The organism is Massilia sp. KIM (assembly GCF_002007115.1).
GTDB lineage: Bacteria > Pseudomonadota > Gammaproteobacteria > Burkholderiales > Burkholderiaceae_D > Telluria.
On record NZ_MVAD01000004.1, the window covers coordinates 156148 to 172638 of the forward strand.

Annotated in this window: 12 protein-coding genes; 7 read left to right on the plus strand and 5 right to left on the minus strand. The window is 67.6% G+C overall.

The features are described from left to right. Positions 1-40: 40 nt before the first annotated feature. The 4 genes from B0920_RS23240 (at position 41) to B0920_RS23255 (ending at position 4167) form a co-directional block, all read left to right on the plus strand. Entirely contained in the window at positions 41-709 is a 669-nt protein-coding gene (locus tag B0920_RS23240) for an SDR family oxidoreductase (RefSeq protein ID WP_078035074.1), read from the plus strand. A gap of 25 nt (positions 710-734) precedes the next feature. Continuing rightward, a complete protein-coding gene (locus B0920_RS23245) occupies positions 735-1862 on the plus strand; it encodes an acyl-CoA dehydrogenase family protein (protein ID WP_078035075.1) in 1128 nt (375 codons plus the stop codon). 122 nt (positions 1863-1984) lie between these two features. Next, positions 1985-3061, plus strand: a complete 1077-nt coding sequence (locus B0920_RS23250) for an MORN repeat-containing protein (protein ID WP_179119272.1) — start codon at positions 1985-1987, stop codon at positions 3059-3061. Positions 3062-3075: 14 nt separating this feature from the next. Continuing rightward, complete coding sequence (locus B0920_RS23255; RefSeq protein ID WP_143745891.1) at positions 3076-4167, plus strand: MORN repeat-containing protein; 1092 nt, start codon at positions 3076-3078, stop codon at positions 4165-4167. A gap of 10 nt (positions 4168-4177) precedes the next feature. On the opposite strand, the gene B0920_RS23260 is transcribed toward B0920_RS23255, so the two are convergent. The 3 genes from B0920_RS23260 to B0920_RS23270 all read right to left on the minus strand — a co-directional run bounded on the left by B0920_RS23260 (position 4178) and on the right by B0920_RS23270 (position 10364). After that, positions 4178-5239 carry an LD-carboxypeptidase gene (locus tag B0920_RS23260; RefSeq protein WP_078035078.1) on the minus strand — a complete coding sequence of 354 codons (1062 nt, stop codon included), beginning with the start codon at positions 5237-5239 and terminating at the stop codon, positions 4178-4180. Between the two features lie 281 nt (positions 5240-5520). Further along, positions 5521-8364 (minus strand): TonB-dependent receptor domain-containing protein, encoded by a 2844-nt coding sequence (locus B0920_RS23265; protein ID WP_078035079.1) that lies wholly within the window; start codon positions 8362-8364, stop codon positions 5521-5523. A gap of 203 nt (positions 8365-8567) precedes the next feature. After that, on the minus strand, positions 8568-10364 hold the full coding sequence (locus tag B0920_RS23270) for an ABC transporter substrate-binding protein (RefSeq protein ID WP_078035080.1): 1797 nt from the start codon (positions 10362-10364) through the stop codon (positions 8568-8570). Positions 10365-10567: 203 nt separating this feature from the next. Between B0920_RS23270 and B0920_RS23275 the strand changes: the two genes are divergently transcribed. The 3 genes from B0920_RS23275 (at position 10568) to B0920_RS23285 (ending at position 14663) form a co-directional block, all read left to right on the plus strand. After that, a complete protein-coding gene (locus tag B0920_RS23275; RefSeq protein WP_078035081.1) occupies positions 10568-11806 on the plus strand; it encodes a nucleoside recognition domain-containing protein in 1239 nt (412 codons plus the stop codon). 8 nt (positions 11807-11814) lie between these two features. Next, positions 11815-13320 (plus strand): D-alanyl-D-alanine carboxypeptidase/D-alanyl-D-alanine-endopeptidase, encoded by a 1506-nt coding sequence (dacB, locus tag B0920_RS23280; RefSeq protein ID WP_078035082.1) that lies wholly within the window; start codon positions 11815-11817, stop codon positions 13318-13320. Positions 13321-13526: 206 nt separating this feature from the next. Next, positions 13527-14663 carry a diguanylate cyclase gene (locus tag B0920_RS23285; RefSeq protein ID WP_078035083.1) on the plus strand — a complete coding sequence of 379 codons (1137 nt, stop codon included), beginning with the start codon at positions 13527-13529 and terminating at the stop codon, positions 14661-14663. Between the two features lie 6 nt (positions 14664-14669). On the opposite strand, the gene B0920_RS23290 is transcribed toward B0920_RS23285, so the two are convergent. Together B0920_RS23290 and B0920_RS23295 are read right to left on the minus strand one after the other, a co-directional pair. Then, on the minus strand, positions 14670-15281 hold the full coding sequence (locus B0920_RS23290; protein WP_078035084.1) for a M15 family metallopeptidase: 612 nt from the start codon (positions 15279-15281) through the stop codon (positions 14670-14672). Next, entirely contained in the window at positions 15278-16183 is a 906-nt protein-coding gene (locus B0920_RS23295) for a LysR family transcriptional regulator (RefSeq protein WP_078035085.1), read from the minus strand. Before B0920_RS23295 ends, B0920_RS23290 begins: the two co-directional genes overlap by 4 nt. Positions 16184-16491 lie beyond the last annotated feature (308 nt).

Genomic DNA, 16491 nt, shown 5'->3' on the forward strand with positions numbered 1-16491 from the left:
GGGAGACCGTCCGCCCCACCCTCACCGACAAGGAGTTCCCATGCCCACCGCTTTGATCATCGGCGCCTCGCGCGGCATCGGCCACGAGATGGTGCGCCAGTACAAGCGCGACGGCTGGCGCGTGATCGCCACCGCCCGCAAGCAGGAAGACTGCGACCAGTTGGTCGCGATGGGCGCCGAGGCGCATCCGCTCGACGTTCTCAACCTGGATTCCATCGCCGCCCTCGGCTGGCGCCTGGACGACGAGAAGATCGACTGCGCCTGGCTGGTCGCCGGCGTCTACGGCCCGGAGCATGCGAGCTTCCCGACCGAGCAGGAATTCGACGCCGTCATGCACACCAATGTGCTGGCCCCGATGCGCCTGATCCCGATCGTGGCGCCGCTGCTCACCGCGACCCGCGGCAAGCTTGCGGTGCTGTCCTCGCGCATGGGCTCGATCGGCGAGCGGACTGCGAACCAGGGCACGCTCTACCGCGCCAGCAAGGCCGCGCTGAACTCGGTGCTGGCCGACGCCGCCCTCGCCTGGGGCCCGCAGGGCGTGACCTGCATCGCCTTCCACCCCGGCTGGGTGCAGACCGACATGGGCGGCGCGGGCGCCACCCTGACGCCGGAACACAGCGTGCGCGACCTGCGGGCCACGCTGGCCAAGGCCGACACCTCGCACAACGGCGCCTTCCTGAACCACGACGGCAGCCCGATCGCGTGGTAAACCGACGATAACGATACGAGACACAATGATTCTGAACGAAGAACACCAGATGATCCGCGACGCCCTGCGCAGCTATGCGCAGGAGCGCCTGGCCCCGAACGCCGCGCGCTGGGACCGCGACCATTATTTTCCGAAGGAAGAGCTGAAGGAGCTGGCCGGGCTGGGCGCCTTCGGCGTGGCCGTGCCCGAGCAGTACGGCGGCGCGGGCCTGGACTACGTGGCCCTGGCCCTGGTGCTGGAAGAGATCGCGGCCGGCGACGGCGGCACCTCGACCATCATCTCGGTGAACAACTGCCCGGTCTGCAGCATCGCCATGATGTATGCGAACGAGGAGCAGAAGGAGCGCTTCCTGCGCCCGCTGGCCCAGGGCGAGATGCTGGGCGCCTTCGCCCTCACCGAGCCGCATACCGGCAGCGACGCGGCGGCCCTGCGCACCACCGCCGTGCGCGAAGGCGACGAGTACGTCATCAACGGATCGAAGCAGTTCATCACCAGCGGCAAGTACGGCGACGTGGCCATCGTCATGGCGGTCACCGACAAGGCGGCCGGCAAGAAGGGCATCAGCGCCTTCTGGGTGCCGACCACCACGCCCGGCTACATCGTCGCCGGCCTGGAACAGAAGATGGGCCAGCACTCCTCCGACACGGCCCAGATCGTGTTCGAGAACTGCCGCGTGCCGGCCGCCAACCTGATCGGCGAGGAAGGCATGGGCTACAAGATCGCCCTGTCCGGCCTGGAGGGCGGCCGCATCGGCATCGCCTCGCAGTCGGTCGGCATGGCGCGCGCCGCCTACGAGGCCGCGCTGGCCTACGCCAGGGAGCGCGAGAGCTTCGGCAAGCCGATCTTCGAGCACCAGGCGGTGCAGTTCCGCCTGGCCGAGATGGCGATGCAGATCGAGGCGGCGCGCCAGCTGATCCTGCACGCGGCCTCGATGAAGGACGCCGGCCTGCCCTGCCTCAAGGAGGCAGCGATGGCCAAGCTGTTCGCCTCCGAGATGGCCGAGCGGGTCGTGTCGAGCGCGATGCAGGTCTTCGGCGGCTACGGCTACGTGGCCGACTTCCCGGTCGAGCGCATCTACCGCGACGTGCGCGTGTGCCAGATCTACGAAGGCACCAGCGACATCCAGAAGATCCTGATCGCGCGCGCCCTGTGACGGAGGCGGGGCCCCTTGGCCATGCGCTGTCGCAAATAGTGCGCGGATCATGCCGTATGCATTGAAGGACGAAGGGGCGGCCACCTATACTGGCCGTCATTCCTTTAATGCAAGCTTTTCTCATGCCGCGATTCAGCGTCTGCCTCGTATCCACCCTGGGCCTGCTCACCGCCATGCAGACGGCCGTGCAGGCGGCCGACATCTCCTCCTACCTGGGCCCTGCGGACTGCCGCATCGCGCCGGTGCGCCCGGCTCCCGCCGACGGAAAGCTCGCCTGGAGCGGCGCCTGCAAGGAAGGCTACGCCGAGGGCAAGGGCACGCTCGCGTGGCAGGCCGGCCCGGAGCTCGGCTTGTTGAAGCTGGAGGCGACGCTGGCGCGCGGCCTCATCATCGGCGAAGCCACCCTGACCGGCAAGCGAGGCCTCTACATCGGCAGTGTCGATCGCGGGCTGCCCCATGGCGCCGGCTATTTCAGGAGCAGCGACGGCGTCCAGTACGAGGGCGGCGTGGTCGACGGCAATCGCGAAGGAAAAGGGGTGCTGGTCGAGCCGGACGGTTCGCGCTACGAGGGCGAATTCAAGGGTGGAAAACGCTCCGGCGCCGGCAAGGCCAGCTTCGCCCTCGGCGGCAGCTATGAAGGCGAATGGCGGGACGACGCTTTTCACGGCAAGGGCAGGATCGTCTACGCCGGCCAGGGCCACGTCCACGAAGGCGAGTTCGTCGATGGCAGGCCGGCGGGCGCCACGCCGCTTGCCAGCGAATCCCGCCGTTTCGGCCTGAAGTTCGAGCGCTCATCGAGCGCCTCGCAACTGCTCGACGACATGACGATCAGCGCGCTGCCTCCAGGCGCGCGATGGCGCGACCTGACGCCTGGCCAGCAAGACCTCGTCCGGTCGGCCTACCCCGCGCTGGAGCCGGGCGACGAACCGCCTTACCCGCTGAATGGCCTGCGCGTCTTCTACCAGGCGCTGTCGAAAGTCGCCGAGCTGTTTTCGGACTACAAGGGCGAGGTGCAGCTGCTCATCAGCGTGGACGCCCAGGGCGTGCCGACCAAGGTGCAGACGGTCGGCGTCACCAACGCCGACCTGAACCGCGCCTTGTCGGTGGTCGCGATCTCCCTGCGCTTCAAGCCGGCCCTGTGCCGCGGACTGCCCTGCGCGATGATTTATCCAAGCAAGATCGCGATGAACGCCGAATGATGTCCTCCTCCACCATGAAACCGACTCACGCCCTGCTCGTATCCACGCTCGCGTTCGCCGGCCTTGCCCAGGCCTCCCCATCCGCCGTCATGCCTGCCTATCTCGGCGATGAACAATGCCGCATCGCCCCCGTCCAGCCGCCGCCCGCCGACGGCAGGATCTCCTGGAGCGGCGCCTGCAAGGACGGGTATGCCAGCGGCCAGGGCAAGCTCGCCTGGCGCGCCGGCCCGGACAAGGACAGCTTGAAGCTCGAAGGCGCGCTGGTGCGCGGCGAGATCGACGGCGTCGCCACGCTGGCGTCCGACCAGTGGACCTACACCGGCAGCTTCCACAAGGGTGTGCCGCATGGCAGCGGCTACATGAGGATGGCCAACGGCGACCAGTACGAAGGCGGCATCGTCGACGGCCTGCCCGAAGGCCCGGGCCAGTTCGTCGGCCAGGACCGCACGACCTATGACGGCAACTGGAAGCGCGGCAAGCGCGATGGCTTCGGCAAGGCGGTCTTCGCCACCGGCGGCAGCTACGAAGGAGAATGGCAGCAAGGCGTCTTCCACGGGCAGGGCAAGATCGTCTACGCCGGCGGCAACACCTATGAGGGACGGTTCGTCGGCGGGCGCGCCGCCCACCATGCGGGCGTCGCCGAAGCGGCTCCCGCGGCCGCGCCGGCCCGGCAGTTCGACACCAAGGGCGAAGAGCCGGAGCTCGGCTCGCACATGCGGATCCGGACCGGCACCAGTCCCTTGCCGCCCGAAGCCACATGGGAACAGCTGACGCCGGAGCAGCAGGCCATGGTCCGCGCCGCCTATCCGGCGCTCGAAACCGGCGACGAGCCGCCCTTTCCTTTGACGGGCAACCGCGGCTTTTCCCGCGCGATCGGCGAGATCTACAGCCACTATCCGGGCCACACCGGGATCGTGACGCTGTTCGTGGTGGTCGGCGCGGACGGTGCGCCCAAGTCGGTCAAGACCCTGGGCGCCACCCATCCCGAGATGGGGCGCTACCTCGGCAGGGTCGCCATGGCGCAGCGCTTCAAGCCGGCGCGCTGCCGCGGCCAGGCCTGCGAGATGATCTACCGCTACGCCGTCAACTTCACCACCCGCCTCTGAGCGGCCGCGCTCAGGACACGGCGCTGTCGAGCAGGGTCAGGGTCTGCGCTCCCGTGTCGAGCGTGGCGCGCACGCCCATCGGCAGGGTGAACTGATTGCGGATGTGACCGATGGAATAGCCGCTCACCGCCGGGATCGTGAGCGGTTTCAGGTGCAGGTCCAGGGTCTGGTCGAGGGTCAGCGAAATCTCCTCGTGCTCCGGGCCGCAGTTCTCGCAGATGCCGATCACCAGGGCCGCGGCCTTGTCGAAACCGAGCGCCAGGTCGAGCTGGGTCATCCAGCGGTCGATGCGGTAGGGCGCCTCGTTCACCTCTTCCAGGAACAGGATGCAGTCGCGGTAGTCGCAGGCGTAGGGCGTGCCGCTCAGGGCCGCCACCAGCGACAGGTTGCCGCCCATGAGCGCTCCGGTGGCCACGCCCTGGGTCACGGTGCGGATGCCGTAGTGCGGCTCGCTCAGGGCGCGCTCGGCGTTCTCGCGCGCCATCGGGATGGTGTAGCCGGCGCGCGGCTCGGTCAGGACCGCCATCATGTGCTCGCGTGAATAATCGGACATCGTGGACGAGGCCACCGGGCCGTGGAAAGTCACCAGGCCGACGCGCTGGTAGATCGCGAGATGCAGGGCGGTGATGTCCGAATAGCCCAGCAGGACTTTCGGGTTACGGCGGATCAGCTCGTAGTCGAGGCCGGACAGCAGCGAGATGCAGCCGGAGCCGCCGCGGATCGGCCAGATCGCCTTGACCTCGGGATCGGCAAAGGCGGCGTGCAGGTCGGCCAGGCGCTGCTGGACCGAGCCGGCGTAGTTGCCGAACACCTCGCGCAGGTAGCGTCCCGGCTTGACCTTGAAGCCGAGGCTTTCGATATTGCGCACGGCCTTCTCGATCGCGCGGTCGGAGGTGTAGCCGCCGGGGGCGATCAGGGCGACGGTGTCGCCCTGGCGCAGGCGTGGGGGTTTGATCAGCTGTTTCATGGGGCGGGAGGGCGAGCGGCGGCGCGCCGCGAAGGCGGGGCCGGGAAGGGAGCCGGAGAGAATGGCTGCGAAGAGCGTGCCGAAGCCACGACGATCGATCTTCATGAAGACTTCATCAACGTCGTCCCCGCGCAGGCGGGGACCCAAGTTCTGCAAGCACCGACGGTACGCGAACAAACTTGGATCCCCGCCTTCGCGGGGGAGTCATTTCCGGCAGTGCCGGGGAGTCATTTCCGGCAGTGCCGGGAATGACGGGTTGAGGTCGCGGGACGACGTTCTTGCGCCGCGGGGAGAAATGGAATGTCACGGTCTGCTTATCAATGAAAAACGGCCCGCGCCGCCGGAGGCGTCGCTCCGGGGACAACGGGCCGCAAGGCTCAAGGCTATCAGAAGAACTTGTAGGTCGCCATCAGGGTGAAGGAACGGCCACGCGGATCGGCCACGCGCGGCTCCCAGGTGCTGCCGGCGCCGGTGCTGCTGTCGTAGGTGATGGCGAACGGCGGATCCTCGTCGAAGATGTTCTTCACGCCGGCGGTCAGGCTCAGGTTCTTGAAGCCGCTGTAGGTCGCGGTCAGGTGGAAGATCGAGTAATCGTCCACCTTGCGCTCGTAGTTGGCCGGCTTCACGAGGCCATTGGCCACACCCGGCAGGACCTGGTCGTCATAGCCGGAGCGGTAGATATTCTGCAGCATGCCGCTCCAGTTGCCGTACTTGTAGGTCACGTAGGCGCTGTGCTTCCACTTCAGGCCCAGGTCGCCGGTGAACACGAAGCGGCCGACTTCGCTCTCGCCGAACGGAGCATTGACCGTGGCGCGCGACTTCTTCTCGAGCAGGCGCGAACCGTCGATGCCCACGCCCCACACGGCGCCGGTGCTGAACTTGCCGTTGAGGCGCGCGCCCACCTCGACGCCGCGGGTGATGCGCTCACCGGTGTTGATCCAGCGCTGGTCGATCACCACCAGGTTGCCGGCCGCGTCGCGGATGAACTGGTCCTGGAACAGGTCGTAGTTGGCGACCATGGTCGTCAGGTTGAAGGAATCGATGGTGTTTTCCTTGCGGATCTCCCACAGGTCGGCATTCGCCGAGAACATGGAGGAGGGCTCGAACACCACGCCCAGGCTGCCCTGCTTGGCCGTCTCCGGACCGAGTTCGCGACGGCCGCCGGTCACGGTCACCGGGGTGACCGCCTCGCAGCCCGGCTTGCTGCTGTCGACCCGACGGTCCGGGCACTTGGCCGGGTCGGCCAGGTCCTTGCCGGCATAGGGAGACTCGGTCAGGCCGTTGAACAGCTGGTTGAAGGCCGGCGCACGGAAGCCCTCGTTATACGAACCGCGGAAAAGCAGCTGCGGGATCGGCTGGTACCGGAACGAGACCTTCGGATTGGTGGTGGCGCCGAAGCCGGTGTAGTTGTCGCGGCGGACAGCGAGCGTGACTTCCAGCGACTTGGTGACCGGCACCAGCACCTCGGCGTACACGGCGCGGATGTAGCGCTGGACCTTGTCGAGCGCGTTGACATCGTCGAAAGGCGCGTTCAGGATCGCGCGGCGGTCGCTGAGCGAGCGCACGTCGCCATTGAACTTGTATTCCTCGCGGCGCAGGTCGGTGCCGACCGCGGCCAGCACGGAACCGGCCGGCAGCTTGAAGATTTCACCGGACAGGGCGGCGTCGAACTGGGTCAGGATGCTGCGGCCGCCGTAGAGCACGACGCCGGCGGCCGAAGTCGAGCGGATCAGGTCGATCGCCTCCTGGGTCTGGGTCTCGCCCGGCAGCAGGAAGGGGTTGATCTTGCCGGTGCCGAGCGCACTGGCCAGGGCGGCCGTGTAGTTGTAGCCGGTGCCGAGCGTCGAGTCGGACTGGCTGTAGGCGCGCGACAGGCCGACACGGTAGTCATAGCGGCGGCCGAACAGGTTCAGCGGGCCGTCGGCGCCGACCAGGATACGGCCGGCCTTGGTCTCGGTCTCGATCTCGCGGTTGCCGCATTCCATGCAGCGCCAGCGGTAGGCGATCGGCAGGCCGTAGTTGGCGGCGATGCCCGGGAACTGCTTGACCAGCGCGTTGTACACGGTGTTGTAGGCAGCGCCGGTGCTCGGATAGAAGGAAGTCGGGCCGAAGGTGCTGGCCGAGGGCGAGATCTGGTTCGGCGAGAAGCGCTTGGCGACTTCGACGCGCGAGCCCACGCCTTCGATGAACATCTGGTGCTCGCCCGACTGGAAGGTGGCGCGCGCCAGCGCATTGCTGTTCTTGACCGGCTGCTGCAGCACGGCCGCGCGCCCGGTATCCCAGGCGCAGCCGTAGGCGGCGCTCGGCGTGTCCCACAGCTTCTCGTCGTAGGCGCCCATGCCGTCGATGCTGCCGCATCCCGGGCCGCCCGGAAGGTCGAGAATGCTGATGCCGTTGTAGGCGACGCTGCTGCCCGGCAGGGTCGGGCCGGTGCCGGTGCGCGACAGCAGGGTCGGCGCCAGGGTGGTGGCGAATACGTTGGCGTGCGGTGCGCCGCGGGTGTCGACCGAGACGCCGCGGTTGGGCTGGAAGGTGTTGACGAAGTCGCGCTGGTCGCCGCGCAGCGCCTTGTTCTCGCTATGGGCGGCGGTCACCAGCACGTTCCAGCCGTCGGTCTCGAGGTCGCCCCAGCCGCCGGTCAGCGATGCGCGGCCGATTTCGCCGCCGGCTTCCTCGGCCACGTCGATGAAGGACTGGGCTTCCAGGCCCTTGTAGTTCTTGCGCAGGATGAAGTTGATCACGCCGCCGATTGCGTCGGTGCCGTACACCGCCGAGGCGCCGTCCTTCAGCACTTCGACGCGCTCGACCGCCGCCAGGGGGATCGAGTTCAGGTCGACCGCCGAGCCCTTCATGCCGTGGGTCGCGATGCGCCGGCCATTCAGCAGGACCAGGGTCGAGTCGGCGCCCTGGCCGCGCAGGTTGGCCGAGGATGCGCCGTTATTGCCGCGCTGTGCGCCAGAGGTGACGTCGGCGTTCGAGGCCAGGTTGTCCGAGCCGTTGCCGTTCACGTTCAGGGTCGCGATCAGCTGCTCGGCGGTGACGATACCCTGTTCCTCGATCTGCTTGCGCGAGATAATTTCCACCGGCAGCGCGCCTTCCTTGGCGATGCGCTTGATGCTCGAGCCGGTGATTTCCACCCGCTGCATCCCCGACACCGGCTGCTCCTGTGCGACTGCCGGGCTCATGACACCGATCAGTGCGATCAATTGGGCGAGCTTCTTTACCTTCACGCGTTTCTCCTAAAACTGTTTTCCCTGGGCTCGTCGACCCGCGTCCAGGTGGCGCAGGCCTGCTTTTTATGTGCGCAATGTCTTAGCATTCCGCTATGTTCCGATTCAGAGTACGCCTAAAAAATTGGCGTTATCCAATGAATATTCCGGCGGCCAGTATAACTAAGGGGAATGTTTGCTCCGGGAAAAACTAACGGATTCTCTCATTTCGCTCTGAGAGAGCGTGCCCTTTCTACAACATCGACGTCCAGATAACGCCAGGTCGTAAATTCGACCGGATGACGTTTGTAGTTTTTCAACCACGGATGGCGCAGGTCGCCCGAAAGCACGTGGGTCAGCGGCACCCAGGGGTTGTAGGCGTGGATCAGCTGGTTCATCTCAAAATACAGCTTCTGGCGCTCGGGACCGTCGCTGAGGCGGCGCGCCTGCTCGTAGCGCTCGTTGTAGGCCGGCAGGTTGAAGCGCGAATAGTTGGCGCGGCCGGCGTTGGGACCGTAGAGCAGCTGGTAGAAATTGTCACCGTCCGGGAAGTCGGCGATCCAGTTACTCTCGAACATCTGGACCGTGCCCAGGCGCGAGGCCTTGATGATCTCGGTCTTCTTGTCCGACTTGAAGGCGACGCGCAGCCCGATCGCGTTCAGGCACTTGCGCCACAGCTCGTCGCGCAGGCGGCCGCTGACCGTGGCTTCGCTGTGCATGACCAGGGTGAGCGGCTTGTCGTCCGGCGTGCGGCGAAAGCCGTCCGGGTCGCGCCGGGTGTAGCCATGGCGGTCCAGCAGGGCGTTAGCCAGGCGCGGGTCGTAGGGCACGGGGCTGCGGTAAGCGGGGTCGTAGCCCAGCACGTTGGGCGGCAGCGGCGACTCGGCCTTGATCGCGAAGCCCTTCTTGAGCAGGGCGATGTCCTCGGCATTGTTGTAGCTGAGCGAGATCGCGCGCCGCAGCGCGACCTTGTCCTTGCCGTAGCCGCCGACCACCGGGTCATTCATGTTCATCCACATGTAGTAGGTCTGCAGCACCGGGAAGCGCGACAGCACGATGCCGCGCGCGGCCAGCTCGGGCTTGAGCTTCCCGTCGCGCACCACCATGTCGGTCATCGACTCGGGAATCTGCTCCAGGTAGTCGTATTCGGCGTTCAGGAAGCCCAGCATGCGGCCCTGGAACTCCTCGGCGATCTTCACCTCGACCCGGTCCACGCGCGGCAGGCGCTTGCCGTCCAGGGCCGCGGCGATGGCGCGGTCTTCCGGGTCGTCGCCGGGAGTGGCTTGGAACACCGCGCTCGAATACGGGTTGGCCAGCAGGACGATGCGGTCGCTGCGCTTCCAGTCCCCGACCATGAAGGGGCCGGTGCCGACCGGGTGGTTGCCGGCCTGGCCGGGATAGGCCTCGATCACTTCGCGCGCCACCACGCCGGTGGCCGGGGTGGCGAGGTAGAACAGGAAGTTGTTGTCCGGCGCCGCCAGGCGGATACGCAGGGTGTAGCGGTCAAGCGCCTGCAGGCCGGCCACCGGCACGTCCTGGCCGAAGCGGCGGCGCAGGGCCTCGTCGCCGGCGATCTTCCCCTCGAACATATAGGCCCAGGGCGACTTGATGGCGGGGTCGTAAAGACGCTTCAGGCTGTAGACGTAGTCCGCCGCGGTGACTTCGCGCTTGACGCCCTTGAAGGCCGGGTCGGGGGTGAAGTAGACGCCGGGCCGGATGCGGAAGGTGTAGCTCAGGCCGTCCGGGCTCACCTCGGGCATGGCGGCGGCCGTGTTGGGGCGCAGCCTGGCGGGACGGGCCAGGTAGTCGTAGCGCAGCAGGGGGTCGAACAGGTTCTCCAGCAGCGACAGGGTGGCGTTGTCCGAGGCGACCGCCGGATCGAGCCCGGTCTCGCTGGTGGACAGGAACATGCGCAGCACCTTTTCCTGCTTCGGCGCGCCGGCCTGCGGCGGCTGGGCCAGCGCGGGGCCGAGGCACAGGAGCGGGAACAGGAAGGCGGCGGCGTGTCGGCGGATCGGCATGGCGGGAAGTCCTCTGGAGCGTTGCGTATCATATGCGCGCCGGCTCCCGGCGGGCAACCCGCGCGCGCCGCGCCCGATCCGCCACGGCGAGAGAGGCTCATAACTTTTTCGCATGGCGCGCTTGCATACTTTCATCATAAGTGCCTGAACCCGGCCTATACTCTCCGCTGCACAATTGGCGCTACCTCTGCGGCACAACGAACATGGCACTCAATTACATCTGGACCGGCTTCTTTCTCGTGGGCTTCCTGGCGGCGCTGGCGCAATGGCTGTTCCTCGGCGACACCGAGATCTTCAAGCGCATCATCGACGGGACCTTCGACTCGGCCAAGATGGCGGTCATGGACATCGCCCTGCCGCTGGCCGGCGTGATGACCTTCTGGCTCGGGATCATGAACGTGGGCGAGAAGGCCGGCGCCATCAACGCCTTCGCGCGCGTGATCGCGCCCTTCTTCTCGCGCATCTTCCCCGGCGTGCCGCGCGACCATCCGGCCAACGGCCACATGGTGATGAACTTTTCGGCCAACATGCTCGGCCTGGACAACGCCGCCACGCCTTTCGGCCTGAAGGCGATGGAGAGCCTGCAGTCGCTCAATCCGAACAAGGACGAGGCCAGCGACGCCCAGCTCATGTTCCTGGTGATCCAGACCTCGGGGCTGACCATCATCCCGCTGGCGGTGATGGCCCAGCGCGCGGTGCTGGGCGCGGCCAACCCGGCCGACATCTTCATCCCGACCCTGATCGCCACCTATACCGCCACCATCGCCAGCATCATCGCGGTCGGCCTGCGCCAGCGCATCAACCTGCTGCATCCGGTGGTCTTCGCCTGGATCGGCGGCACCGCCGCCTTCATCGCGGCCATCGTGGCCTGCTTCACCTGGTTCCTCGACAAGGCCCAGATCCAGCTGGTGTCCACCGTGGTGGCCAACCTGGTGCTGTTCTCGGTGATCGCCGCCTTCATGACGGCCGCCCTGGTGAAGAAGGTGAACGTGTTCGAGAACTTCATCGAAGGCGCCAAGGCCGGAGTCGAGACCTCGATCAAGATCATTCCCTACCTGGTCGGCATGATCGTGGCGATCAGCGTGGTGCGCAATTCTGGCGTGCTTGGCCTGATCGTGAGCGGCTTCGCCTGGGTCTTCAACGCCCTCGGCCTGCAGACCGACTTCGTCGGCGCGCTGCCGACCGCCCTCATGAAATCCCTGTCGGGCAGCGGCGCGCGCGCCATGATGATCGACGCCATCAAGACCTATGGCGTGGACTCCTTCGTCGGCCGCCTGGCCAGCATCCTGCAGGGCGCCTCCGACACCACCTTCTACATCATCGCCCTGTATTTCGGCTCGGTCGGCATCCGCAAGACCCGCTACGCGGTCAGCTACGGCCTGCTGGCCGACCTGATCGGCATCATCGCCGCGATCTTCGTGGCCTACCTGTTCTTCGGTTAAGGAGTCCCATGTTCCGCCGCCTCAGCCTCAGCCTCGCCGCCGCTCTCTTCGCCGCCTCAGGCTTCGCCCACGCCCAGCTGCCCGACGCGGTGGCTCAGGCGCTGGCGCAGAACGGGCTGCCCGAGGACGCGCTCGGGGTGCTGGTGCTCAAGGGCGACCAGGTGCTGCTCTCGCACCAGTCGGCGCTGCCGATGCAGCCCGCGTCCACCATGAAGCTGGTGACCACCATGGTGGGCCTGGAGCGTCTCGGCCCGGTGTTCCGCGGCCGCACCGAACTGCGCACCACCGGGGCGATCGAGGGCGAGGTCCTGCGCGGGAACCTGATCCTGAAGGGCGGCGCCGACGCCGACCTGTCCGGGGAGGCGCTGGAGAACATGCTGCGCGCCCTGCGCTACCAGGGCGTACGGCGCATCGAGGGCGACCTGGTGCTGGACCGCGAACTGTTCCAGCCGGCGCGCATGGACCTCGGCCTGCCGCCCTTCGACGAGGCGCCGGAAGCCTATTACAACGTGATTCCCGACGCCCTGCTGGTCAACAAGAACATGGTGCAGCTCGACATGCGCTCGACCGGCAAGCGCCTGCAGCTGCGCATGCAGCCCGAGTTGGAGCAGGTCAGCATCGGCTCCGAGATGAGCCTGGTCGACGCCGACTGCGCCAAGTGGGAGGACGGCTGGAAGCTGCCCGAGGCGCGCCGCCAGCCGGACGGCCGCATCCGCATCGTCCTGCGCGGGACCTTCCCCAGGAACTGCGTGCGCAGCTACGGCATCAACGTGCTGGACCGCGACGATTACGTCGGCCGCCTGGTGCGCCAGAAGTGGAAGGAGCTGGGCGGGCGGATCTCGGGCAAGACCGTGACCGGGGCCACGCCGCCGGCATCGACCCTGCTGGCCGAGCACAGCGCGCGCATGCTGCCGGAGCTGCTGCGCGACATCAACAAGCCCTCGGACAACGCGCTGGCGCGCACCCTGTTCCTTAGCCTGGGCAGCCTGCAGCCCGACCCGGCAACCGGCAGCGCCGCCCTGCCCGCCAATGGCGAGCCCACCGCCGCGCGCGCCGAAGCCGCGGTGCGCGAGTGGATGCGCGCCCAGCGCATCGACGACACCGGCTTCGTGATCGAGAACGGCTCTGGCCTGTCGCGCATCGAGCGCATCAGCCCGCAGCAGATGGCCTACCTGCTGCAGGCCGGCCTGCGCAGCCCCTGGGCGCCCGAATTCCAGGCCAGCATGCCGATCGCGGCCATGGACGGCACCCTGCGCCGCCGCCTGCAGGGCAGCGCCGCTGCCGGCCGCGCGCGCCTGAAGACCGGCACCCTGCGCAACGTGACCGCCCTGGCCGGCTACGTGCCGGACGCCAACGGCAGCCTGTGCGTGTTCGTCGCCATGGTCAACAGCGAACAGGCCGGCAACGGCCGCGGGCGCGCGGTGCTCGACACGCTGGTGGACTGGGTGGCGCGCTCGGGAGCGCCTGCAAGCGCCCTGCCGCCGGGAGGCGCGACAGCCCAGACCGCGCCCTGAGCCGAGGGGCGGCGGCCCTCCTTCGACGCTTCCAGTATGGTCGACGGTAACATGCATATCGCGTCGGATCTTGCAAAAACGTTACCTTTCGTGACACTTGATTAACGGCAAAAGTGTCAGAATGGCCGGGTTGGCGTATATGCGCCCAAGTCCAACCTTCCGATCCAGCTGCGCGCCTACGGCGGCCGCAAGTTCATCCGCCTGCCATGAAGATCCATCCCCTCACCGGTGAATTCGCCGGGCCTGCCGTCGAATCGGCTTTTCTCGAACACAAGCTGGCCTCGACCCGGGCGCTGCTGGGTTTTACCCTGCTGTTCTGCACTTTTTTCTTCCTGTCTTTTTTTGCCACCGACATCGCGGCGCTCGGCGTCGAGGCGGCCGTGGCCGCGACCTTCCCTGCGCGCCTGCTGGTTGCCGTCACCGCCGGGGCCTGCGCCTGGCTGGCCTACCGGCGCCCCCTGTCGGTGCGCGCCACCCGCATCGCGGCGACCCTGGCAGAGTCCGTGGCCCTGGCCAGCTTCATGCACATCGCCGTGCAGCGCCCGCACGAGTTCCACTGGCACGCGATGTCGCTGGCAATCATGCTGGTGGTGATCTACCTGTACATCCCGAACCGCCTCATCTACGCGATCCTGCTGGCCACCGCCGCCACCGCCGCCTTCCTCGGACTGGTGCTGGCGCTGGCCCCGATGCCCTTCCGCGACATGCTCACCATGGGCATGCTGCTGGTGCTGGTGAACACCTTCGGCGCGCTGGCGGCGCGCCGCTTCAACCAGGTCTCGCGCGAGGAATTCCAGTTGCAGTCCCACCTCAAGACCATCGCCGAGCGCGATCACCTGACCGGCTGCTACAACCGGCGCTACCTGCACGAGCACCTGCTCGAGGCCGAGCTGACGCGCGCCCGGCGCCTGGGCCACCCGCTCACGGTGGTGCTCTGCGATATCGACAACTTCAAGCTCATCAACGACAACTTCGGCCACGAGAAAGGAGACGATGTGATCCGCGCCTTCGCGTCCCTGCTGGAGCGCCTGACGCGCGACAATGTGGATTCGGTGGTGCGCTACGGCGGCGAGGAATTCCTGCTGATCCTGCCCGGCACCAGCCTGGAAGGCGGGGAGCGCCTGGCCGAGCGCCTGCGCGAGGCCTTCGCGGCCACCCCGCCGGTGCTGGAGCCGAATCCCTTCGGCCTGCGCACCACGGCCAGCTTCGGCGTGGCCAGCTTCGATTACGCCAACCAGGCGGTGCGCTACAGCGTGCCGGACCTGATCTCGGCGGCGGACAAGCTGATGTACGAGGCCAAGCGCAAGGGACGCAACCGGGTGGAGTCGATTGAACTCAGGTAGCCGGGCCTAGAGCACGCGCCGAAAGCTGCTGCGCACCAGTTCACGGTCGCCGCAGTCGAAGTGCCACCACTCGGTATTGATGCCCAGGAAGCCTGCCTGCAGCATGGCTTCGCGCAGCAGGCGGCGGTTGGCCACCTGTTGCTCGGTGAGCTTGCCGGCGCGCAGGAAACCCTCTTCCAGCGCCGGGTGCGACAGGTCGGTCATGTCGTCGAAGCCGGTGCCCATGTCCAGCTCGCGCCCTTCGGCGTCGAGCAGGGTGATGTCGAGCGCCATGCCGTAGGAGTGGATCGAACCGCGCTCCGGATTAGCCAGGTACATCTGCAGGCCGGTGCCGGCCAGCGCGTCCCACAGCTGCTGCTGCACCCGCTGCGGGCGCAGGGCGTCCAGCACCAGGGGCTTGAGGTCCGGCCGGCGCGCGGCCAGCCAGGCGACCACCTTCTCGAGCGCTTCGGCGGCCTGGACGTGCAGCCAGGCGCAGTCGAAGGGCGAATACAGGTCGCGTCCGACGAAGTTGTTGTCCGTGGCGTAGCGCAGGTCGATCCCGATGCCGGCGATACTGGTCAGGTGGCGAAATTCAGGGCTGCCGGCGATCTCTTCGCTGGCCACGGTGAGACTCATGGACTTCCTTTTTCCAGACAGGCGCGCGCGGTCGCGCCGATACAATTGGCCAGCTCGCGCGCCCCGTGCGAGAGCGGGGAATGGCTGGCGGTCAGCAGATACAGGTTGACCGGAATCTCCGGCTCCCAGGTGCGGCGCTGGACCTTGCCGACGGCCGCCGAAGCGGCCGTGAATGGGTCGAGCACCGCGGTGCCGGCGCCCGCTTCCACCAGCGAGCGCGCGATCTGGTAGGTCTGCACCACGGTATTGAAGACCGGATGCACGTCCTGGGACTCGCAGGCCGAGACCACCATCTCGCCCAGCGGGTCGCCGTCGGCCAGGCCGATCAGCTCTCCGCTCAGGCCGTCGGCCGAGATCGGCCGCCTGCATTCTTCCTCGCTCCAGGTGCCGGCCGGCGCCATCACGGTCAGCTTGCCGTGGGCGATCGGCTCGGCCACGATGCCGGGGTGGCGCGGGTCCTGCAGCGACAGCGCCAGGTCGGCTTCGCCCAGGCGCAGCACGTTCACGATCTCGCTGGTGTGGTGGGTGGCGAGCTCGCAGCGCGCCTTCGGGAAGTCGCGCCGCCACAGGGTCATGGCCTCCGGCAGGACGCTGATCGCGATGGTCGGGGTCGACACCAGGCGCACGGTTTCCACCGCGCGGCCCTTGAGGCTGGCGGCCAGGCGGCGGATGCCCTGCAGGTCGCGGTTCAGCTTCTCGGTTTCGGCGAACAGGCGGTGGGCTTCCGGTTTCGGATACAGCTTGCCGCGCACGCGCTCGAACAGCGGCATCCCGAGCTGCAGCTCGGCGTGCTGGAGCACCTTGGTCACCGCCGGCTGGGAAATGTGGAGAACCTGGGCGGCACCGCTGATGGTGCCGACCTGCATGATGGCGTGGAATACTTCGATATGACGCAGGCGCATCGCTAATCCTTCTGTGAAAGCTTCCGCGGCGGGCGCGGAATTCCCGAAGGATACAGCGAAAACGGGCGCCGGGCGACCGTCACGGCGTGTTCACGATCGCCGGGCCGGCCGGCGTCTGCGCTGCGGGCGCCGGCGTTGGCGCAGGCGCCGGTGCAGGCACTGGAGGCGGTGGCGGCGCGGCCGGCGCGGGGGCGGTCTCGGGCACCGGCAGGACCGGGGTCGTCGGCGCGGGCGCGGCCGGTGGCGGCACCTGCGGCGCCGGCGCGGTGATCGGCGCGGATGCGGGCGCGGGCGCCGTCAGGACCGGC